Below are 6,785 nucleotides of genomic sequence, written 5' to 3'. Positions count from 1 at the left end.
GGCCTGGGCCGTGCTGCGCGACAGCGGCGCGCTCGACCTGCAGGAGCACCCCTCCGACGCCCCCGCGGGCGGCCCCCCTCCGACGCACCCCAGCGGCCCGCCCGGCCGCTGAAGCTATCGCGCAAAGGAGCACTATGGCACAGCAGAAAAGCCAGGAACCCCCGATGGAGCCGCCGGGCCTCGAGTCGCAGATGCAGCCCAAGCCAAAGGCCGAGGATCCCGGCTACCGGGGCTGCGGCAAGCTCAAGGGCAAGGTCGCCCTCGTCACCGGGGGCGACTCGGGCATCGGGCGGGCGGTGGCCATCGCCTTCGCCAAGGAGGGCGCCGACGTCGCCATCGCCTACCTCCAGGAGCACTCCGACGCCGAGGAGACCAAGCGCCGCGTCGAGGAATACGGCCGCCGCTGCATCGCCATCGCCGGCGACCTGGGCGACGAGATGGTTTGCCGCCAGGTGGTGCAGCGGGTGATCGACGTCTTCGGCCGCCTGGACGTGCTGGTCAACAACGCCGCCGAGCAGACCCCGCAGGAACGGCTCGAGGACATCAGCGCCGAGCAGCTCGAGCGCACCTTCCGCACCAACATCTTCGCCTACTTCTACCTCACCAAGGCCGCGCTGCCCCACCTCAAGGAGGGCAGCGCCGTCATCAACACCACCTCGGTCACCGCCTACCGCGGCAGCCCGCACCTGCTCGACTACTCCGCGACCAAGGGCGCCATCGTGGCCTTCACCCGCTCGCTGGCGGGGAACCTGGTCAAGCGGGGCATCCGGGTCAACGGCGTGGCCCCCGGCCCCATCTGGACCCCCCTCATCCCCTCGACCTTCCCCGAGGAGAAGGTGGAGAAGTTCGGGGAGGACGTGCCCATGGGCCGCCCCGGCCAGCCCGAGGAGGTCGCGCCGAGCTACGTCTTCCTGGCCTCCGACGACGCCTCCTACTTCGCCGGGCAGATCCTGCACCCCAACGGCGGGGAGGTCATCAACACCTGAGCCCCGCGGCGGCGCTCGAGGAGGGTGACATGCGGTTCATTCCCACGGCGGTCCACGGGCTCATCGACTACGTGATGGGGTTGTTCCTCATCGCCAGCCCTTTCTTCCTCGGCTTCCGCGACGACGGGGCGGCCACCTGGGTCCCGGTGGCGCTCGGGGTCGTCATGGTGCTCGTGAGCCTGTTCACCGACAACGAGGCGGGCCTGGCGCGGCGCATCCCCATGCCCACGCACCTGTGGCTCGACCTGCTGAGCGGGGCCTTCCTGGCGCTGTCGCCTTGGCTGCTGGGCTTCAGCGAGCGGGTGTGGGTGCCGCACCTGGTGCTGGGGCTGGCCGAGGTCGCCGGCTCGCTGACCACCAAGACCGTCCCGTCCGACCGGGCCGCCGAGCGGGCGGCGCGGCCGTGAGAGAGGAGGTGTGACGTGAGGAAGAAGATCGCCCGTTCCCCTACCGCGCTGCTGGGCCTGGGCCTGCTGGGCTTCCTCGAGGAGAGCCTGCTCGAGCACCTGCTGTCGTGGCACCACCTGGGCCTCTTCGAGGCCGCCGCCGTGCTCGCCACGCGCTTCGCCCCCGGGCTGTTCCACCCGGCCCACCGTGCCCGGGGCCGCTTTTGATACCAGATTCGGTCAGCTCGGCGCCGGACGGCCGCGAGCTGACAGGGCCGAAGGGAGCGCTCTAGGATTCGAAAAGATAGCCTCTGACTTTTCCGCCAAATGAGATTATCTTTTCGAATCCGGTATGACGAAAGGAGAAGGCCATGCGAGAAGAACTCAAGACCCGCGAAAGCTCGACCAACTGGGCCTCCGTCGCCTCCAGGATCGCCGCGATGGCGCTGGTGGGCACCGCCGCCTACGTGCTGCTGCGCAAGCCCCTCGCGCGGGCCAACGCCCCGGTGCGCCTGACGCGAAGCATCACCGTCATGCGCCCGCGCGAGGAGGTCTACCGCTTCTGGCGCGACCTGAGCAACCTCCCCCGCTTCATGGAGCACCTCGAGAAAGTCACCGTCCTCGACGACAAGCGCTCGCGCTGGGTGGCCAAGGGCCCCGCCGAGATGCGGCTGGAGTGGGAGGCCGAGATCACCCAGGACCGCCCCGGCGAGCGGCTGGCGTGGCGCTCGCTGCCGGGCTCGGAGCTGCCCAACTGGGGCGTGGTGCACTTCCAGGACCTCGGGCCCCAGCGCGGCACGCTGGTGCAGCTCGAGATGATGTACGAGCCCCCGGCCGGGCACCTGGGCGTGACGCTGGCCAAGCTCATCGGGCAGAACCCCGAGCAGCAGGTCGCCAACGACCTGCGCCGCCTGCAGCAGGTGCTCGAGACCGGCCACGCCGCCACCACCGAGGGCCAGCCCGTGGGCAAGGGGCAGCCGGCCGAGCAGGGCCGCAAGGTCGAGGGGAGCAGCACGTGAGCTCCCCCGCCCGGGGGGCCCGGCCGTGAAGGCCGTCACCTGGCAGGGCGTGGGGCGGCTGGGGGTGGAGAGCGTCCCCGACCCCCTCCTCCTGCGCCCCGACGACGTCATCGTGCGGACCACGCTGGCGACGGTGTGCGGCTCCGACCTGCACATCTACGACGGCTTCATCCCCACCATGCAGCACGGCGACATCATCGGCCACGAGTTCATGGGCGAGGTGGTGGAGGTAGGGCCCGAGGTGCGCCACCTCGAGAAGGGCGACCGGGTCGTCGTGCCCGCGGTGATCGCCTGCGGCGCGTGCTTCTTCTGCAAGAAGGAGCTCTACAGCCTGTGCGAGAACACCAACCCCAACGCCCACGCCGCCGAGCAGGTCTACGGGCACTCGGGGGCGGCCATCTTCGGCTACTCCCACCTCTTCGGCGGCTACGCGGGCGGCTTCGCCGAGTACGTGCGGGTGCCCCACGCCGACGTGGGCCCCGTCAAGGTGCCCGAGGGCCTCAGCGACGAGCAGGTGCTCTTCATCTCCGACGCCCTGCCCACCGGCTACCAGGCGGCCCTCTTCGCCGAGATCGAGCCCGGCGACACCGTGGCGGTGTGGGGGGCGGGCGCGGTGGGTCTGTTCAGCATGAAGTGCGCCTGGCTGCTGGGCGCGGGCCGGGTCATCGCCATCGACCAGGACGAGCAGCGCCTCGAGCTCGCCCGCCGCCACTGCCAGGCCGAGACCGTCAACTTCCGCAGCCTCGAGCACGACGGCCAGACCATCGTCGAGCGCCTGCGCGACATGACCGGGGGGCGCGGCCCCGACCGCTGCATCGACGCGGTGGGCATGGAGGCCCACGGCACCGGCTTCGGGCGGCTGTACGACGAGATCAAGACCCGGCTCAAGCTCGAGAGCGACCGCCCCTTCGCGCTGCGGCAGGCCATCCAGGCCTGCCGCAAGGGCGGCACCGTCTCGGTGATCGGGGTCTACGGAGGCCTGATCGACAAGTTCAACATCGGCGCCGCCTTCAACAAGGGCCTCACCCTGCGCATGGGCCAGCTCCACGCCCAGCGCTACGTGGGGATGCTGCTCGAGAAGGTGAGCAAGGGCGAGCTCGACGCCACCTTCCCCATCACCCACCGCATGAGCCTCGAGGAGGCCCCCCGCGCCTTCGAGACCTTCAAGAACCACCACGACGGGTGCTGCCGGGTGGTGCTACGGCCATGAACGCCCTGCCCCGCCCCCCCGAGAGCGCCGTGGCCCTGGCGCAGGCGCTGTTCTACCTCGCCACCGGGTTGTGGCCGCTGTTCGACCTCGCCAGCTTCGAGGCGGTAACGGGCCCCAAGACCGACGACTGGCTGGTGGTGACGGTGGGCCTGATGATCGCGGTGGTGGGGACGGCGCTGCTGGTAGGGGCGCTGCGGCGGCAGGTCGGCCTCGAGCTGCGCGTCTTGGCGGTGGGCTCGGCCCTGGCGCTGCTGTTCATCGACCTGCGCTACGTGCTGGGCGGGCGCATCGGCGCGGTCTACCTGCTCGACGCCCTGGCCGAGGCTGCGCTGGTGCTGGCCTGGCTGCGGGCCCGGCGCCCGGCCAAGCCCGCCCCCAGCGAGCCCACCCCCCCGGTGGTGACCCCATGACCCCGCCCCCCGACCTCGTCCGGCGCTTCCAGGAGGCCCTGCAACGGGCCGAGGCCAGCGGCGACGTGGAGGCGCTGGTGGCCCTCTTCGACCCCGGGGCCGAGCTGATGCGCCTCAACCACCTCGAGCCCGCCCGCGGCCAGGAGGGCGCCCGCCGCTTCTGGCAGGGCTACCTCGCCCAGTTCGAGGTCGTCCGCACCGAGTTCGGCCCCGCCGTGCTCGGCGAACACGCCGCCGCGCTCGAGTGGCTCTCCGAGGGCACCCTGGCCGGCGGCCAGCCCATCCGCTACCGGGGCGTGAGCGTGCTCGAGTTCAAGGGCGAGGCCGTCGCCTGCCTGCGCACCTACTACGACTCCGCCGCCTTCCTCCCCGCCGGGGCCAAGGTCAAGGAAGGCCAGCCCACCCCCGAAGACCGGCCCCAGATGACCGGGTAGGACCCCAGGAGGACCCATGGCTGAGAACACCAAAAACCCCAAGACCCCCGGCGACACGCCGGGCCACGAGCCCCTGATGAACACCGGCCCCGACGCGATCATCGGCTACAGCGTGGAGACCGGCGAGCCCCTCACCAAGCGCGAGGTCTTCGGCGACGCCGACCGCGTGGGCGAGGCCCCCGAGCACATCCAGCCGGGGCCCGCGCTCGTGGGCCAGGGCGACGAGCCCGAGAACGCCCCCGTCACCGCGGTCGAGGAACTCCAGGAGGACCAGCCCCCGCCCGACCGCCAGGCCCTCCTCTCCCGCGAGACCGACCTCTATGAGCCCAACCCCGGCTCCAGCGAGTCCGGCTGGCACAGCGAGGCGGTCGAGGGCCAGCGCCCCGACCCCGCCCCCCAGAGCCAGCCCCCGACCCCGCCGGACTCCCTCGACCCCGCCGAAAACCCCTCCCTCGAGATCACCGACTGGCAAATGGCCAGCGGCGGCCGCATCCCCGTACGCCCCGCCCCCGAAGACGGCACCGAATCCCTCAGCCCCGAGGAGCGCGAGTCGCTCGAGCAGGACCAGACGGCTAATCCGGGGAGGAAGTAGGGGGGTGATGGTCGATAGTCGATAGCCCATAGCCGATAGCCGATAGCTAAACGCCTCGTTGGGATAAATCATCCACTGGGGTCGTGCCCCGCCCCGCGGGCCAACTACAGCCCTACTCCCCAGGGGACACCCGCTCGTCCTGCGAACCCGTCCCCGGCCGGGGTGTGCGGCTCACGCGGGAGGGGGTGGGCGGGGTGTCGGGGGAGCCCAGGGGGAGCAGGTTTCCGGCGTATGCCGGGTCGCGTACCGCGATGCCCTCGCCATGTGGAATGGCCTCCCCCTCGCTCCCCTGACGGCGGAGCGGGGGACACCAAACCACCCCACCGCAACACACCCCCTCCCCACCCGCAAAGAAACACCCCAAACAGGAACCGACCCCTGATCCATCCCATGAAAAGCCTGGAACTTGGATGGATAATTGGGGAGGTGAAGCCCGAGCAGCCAAGACCCAACCTCCTGCCGACCCCCGAGCTGGAGCCCGAAGGCGTGGGCTGGTGGCAATGGGACGTCGTGAGCGACACCCACCACTGGACGGCGGGCTTCGAGCGGCTGCTGGGCCTCGAGCCCGGCACCTTCCGGGGCGGGGTGGAGGCCTTCCTCGAGCGCGTCCACCCCGACGACCGCCCCCGCATCAGCTCCATGGTGGAGGCCAACCTCCGGGAGGGCTGGCCCCGGCCGCGCGAGTTCGAGTACCGCGTGGCCCTGCCGAGCGGGCAGGTGCGCTGGGTGAGCAGCAGGGCCATCGTCATCCACGACGCCCACGGCCAGGCGCTGCGCGTGGTGGGGGTCGACATCGACGTCACCGAGCGCAGGCTGGCCGAGGAGCGCTTCCGGCAGGTGGTCGAGTCGATCCCCAACGCGCTGCTGATGGTCAACCGCGAAGGGCAGGTGGTGCTGACCAATTCCCAGGCCGAGCGGCTGTTCGGCTACGGCCGTGAGGAACTGCTGAGCATGCCCGTCGAAAACCTGGTGCCTGAGCGCTTCCGCCAGCAGCACCGCTCGCAGCGCGCAGGGTTCATGGCCGCCCCCCAGGCGCGCGCGATGGGGGCGGGGCGGGAGCTGTTCGCCCTGCGCAAGGACGGCCGCGAGGTCCCCGTGGAGATCGGCCTCAACCCGATGCACACCCCCGAGGGCGACTTCGTGCTGATCTCCGTGATCGACATCTCCGAGCGCCGGCGGGCCGAGGAGCGGCTGCGGGCGCTGCAGGAGGTCACCGCGAGGCTGGCCGGGGCCCAGACCCTGGCGGAGGTGCGGCGGGTTCTGCTGGAGGAGGTGCTGGGGGCGCTCGGGAGCAACGGGGGCGGCCTGCGGCTGGTCACGCCGCAGGGGCTGGCGCTGGAGGAGCACGTGCTGGGCACCCACGCCGACGCCGAGACCGCCCGGCGCTTCGGCCTCGTCCCCCTCGACGCCCTCCACCCCGCCGCCGAGGCCGCCCGCACCGGCGAGCCCGTCTTCCACCGCGACCGGCACCACGTCCTCGAGCGCTACCCCCACTTCGCCGGGGACATCGCCCGCCTGACCCTCGAGGCCAACGCCCACCTGCCCCTGCGGCGGGGGAAGGAGGTCTTCGGGGTGCTCTCCCTGGGCTTCGCCGAACCCCGTGCCTGGGACGAGGGGGAGCGGGCCTTCGCCCTGGCCCTGGCCGACCGGACCGCCATCGCCTACGAGCGCGCCCGGCTGTTCGAGGAGGAGCGCCAGGCGCGGCGGCGGGCCGAGGCGTTGCAGGCGGTGAGCGCCGCGCTGGCGCG

At 71.7% G+C, this 6,785-nt stretch carries 9 protein-coding genes; all 9 read left to right on the top strand.

All coding sequences use genetic code 11. The annotated features are described in order from the left end of the window. Positions 1 to 134: 134 nt before the first annotated feature. Complete coding sequence (locus MEICH_RS0107295; protein ID WP_027892061.1) at positions 135 to 986, top strand: SDR family oxidoreductase; 852 nt, start codon at positions 135 to 137, stop codon at positions 984 to 986. 29 nt (positions 987 to 1,015) lie between these two features. Then, complete coding sequence (locus tag MEICH_RS0107290; RefSeq protein ID WP_027892060.1) at positions 1,016 to 1,393, top strand: SPW repeat domain-containing protein; 378 nt, start codon at positions 1,016 to 1,018, stop codon at positions 1,391 to 1,393. 15 nt (positions 1,394 to 1,408) lie between these two features. Continuing rightward, positions 1,409 to 1,600: a hypothetical protein gene (locus MEICH_RS0107285; RefSeq protein WP_027892059.1), complete on the top strand. Its 192-nt coding sequence runs from the start codon at positions 1,409 to 1,411 to the stop codon at positions 1,598 to 1,600. Positions 1,601 to 1,743: 143 nt separating this feature from the next. Continuing rightward, positions 1,744 to 2,391, top strand: a complete 648-nt coding sequence (locus MEICH_RS24115) for an SRPBCC family protein (RefSeq protein WP_218916391.1) — start codon at positions 1,744 to 1,746, stop codon at positions 2,389 to 2,391. 25 nt (positions 2,392 to 2,416) lie between these two features. Next, positions 2,417 to 3,601, top strand: coding sequence for a zinc-dependent alcohol dehydrogenase (locus MEICH_RS0107275; RefSeq protein ID WP_027892058.1), 1,185 nt, complete (start codon positions 2,417 to 2,419; stop codon positions 3,599 to 3,601). Beyond that, complete coding sequence (locus MEICH_RS24110) at positions 3,598 to 4,011, top strand: hypothetical protein (RefSeq protein ID WP_051304025.1); 414 nt, start codon at positions 3,598 to 3,600, stop codon at positions 4,009 to 4,011. Before MEICH_RS0107275 ends, MEICH_RS24110 begins: the two co-directional genes overlap by 4 nt. Beyond that, positions 4,008 to 4,445 (top strand): nuclear transport factor 2 family protein, encoded by a 438-nt coding sequence (locus tag MEICH_RS24105; protein ID WP_084542220.1) that lies wholly within the window; start codon positions 4,008 to 4,010, stop codon positions 4,443 to 4,445. The genes MEICH_RS24110 and MEICH_RS24105 overlap by 4 nt, the downstream gene beginning before the upstream one ends. 16 nt (positions 4,446 to 4,461) lie before the next feature. Continuing rightward, positions 4,462 to 5,037 carry a hypothetical protein gene (locus MEICH_RS0107260; protein WP_027892057.1) on the top strand — a complete coding sequence of 192 codons (576 nt, stop codon included), beginning with the start codon at positions 4,462 to 4,464 and terminating at the stop codon, positions 5,035 to 5,037. A 426-nt stretch (positions 5,038 to 5,463) separates the two neighbouring features. Then, the coding region (locus MEICH_RS24100; protein ID WP_036218444.1) for a PAS domain S-box protein at positions 5,464 to 6,785 on the top strand (1,322 nt) is incomplete at its 3' end.

The sequence above is a fragment of the Calidithermus chliarophilus DSM 9957 genome (genome assembly GCF_000430045.1).
In the GTDB taxonomy this organism is placed as follows: Bacteria; Deinococcota; Deinococci; order Deinococcales; family Thermaceae; genus Calidithermus; species Calidithermus chliarophilus.
Note: the sequence above shows the minus strand (reverse complement) of the source record. Positions and strands in the feature narration are given on the sequence as shown.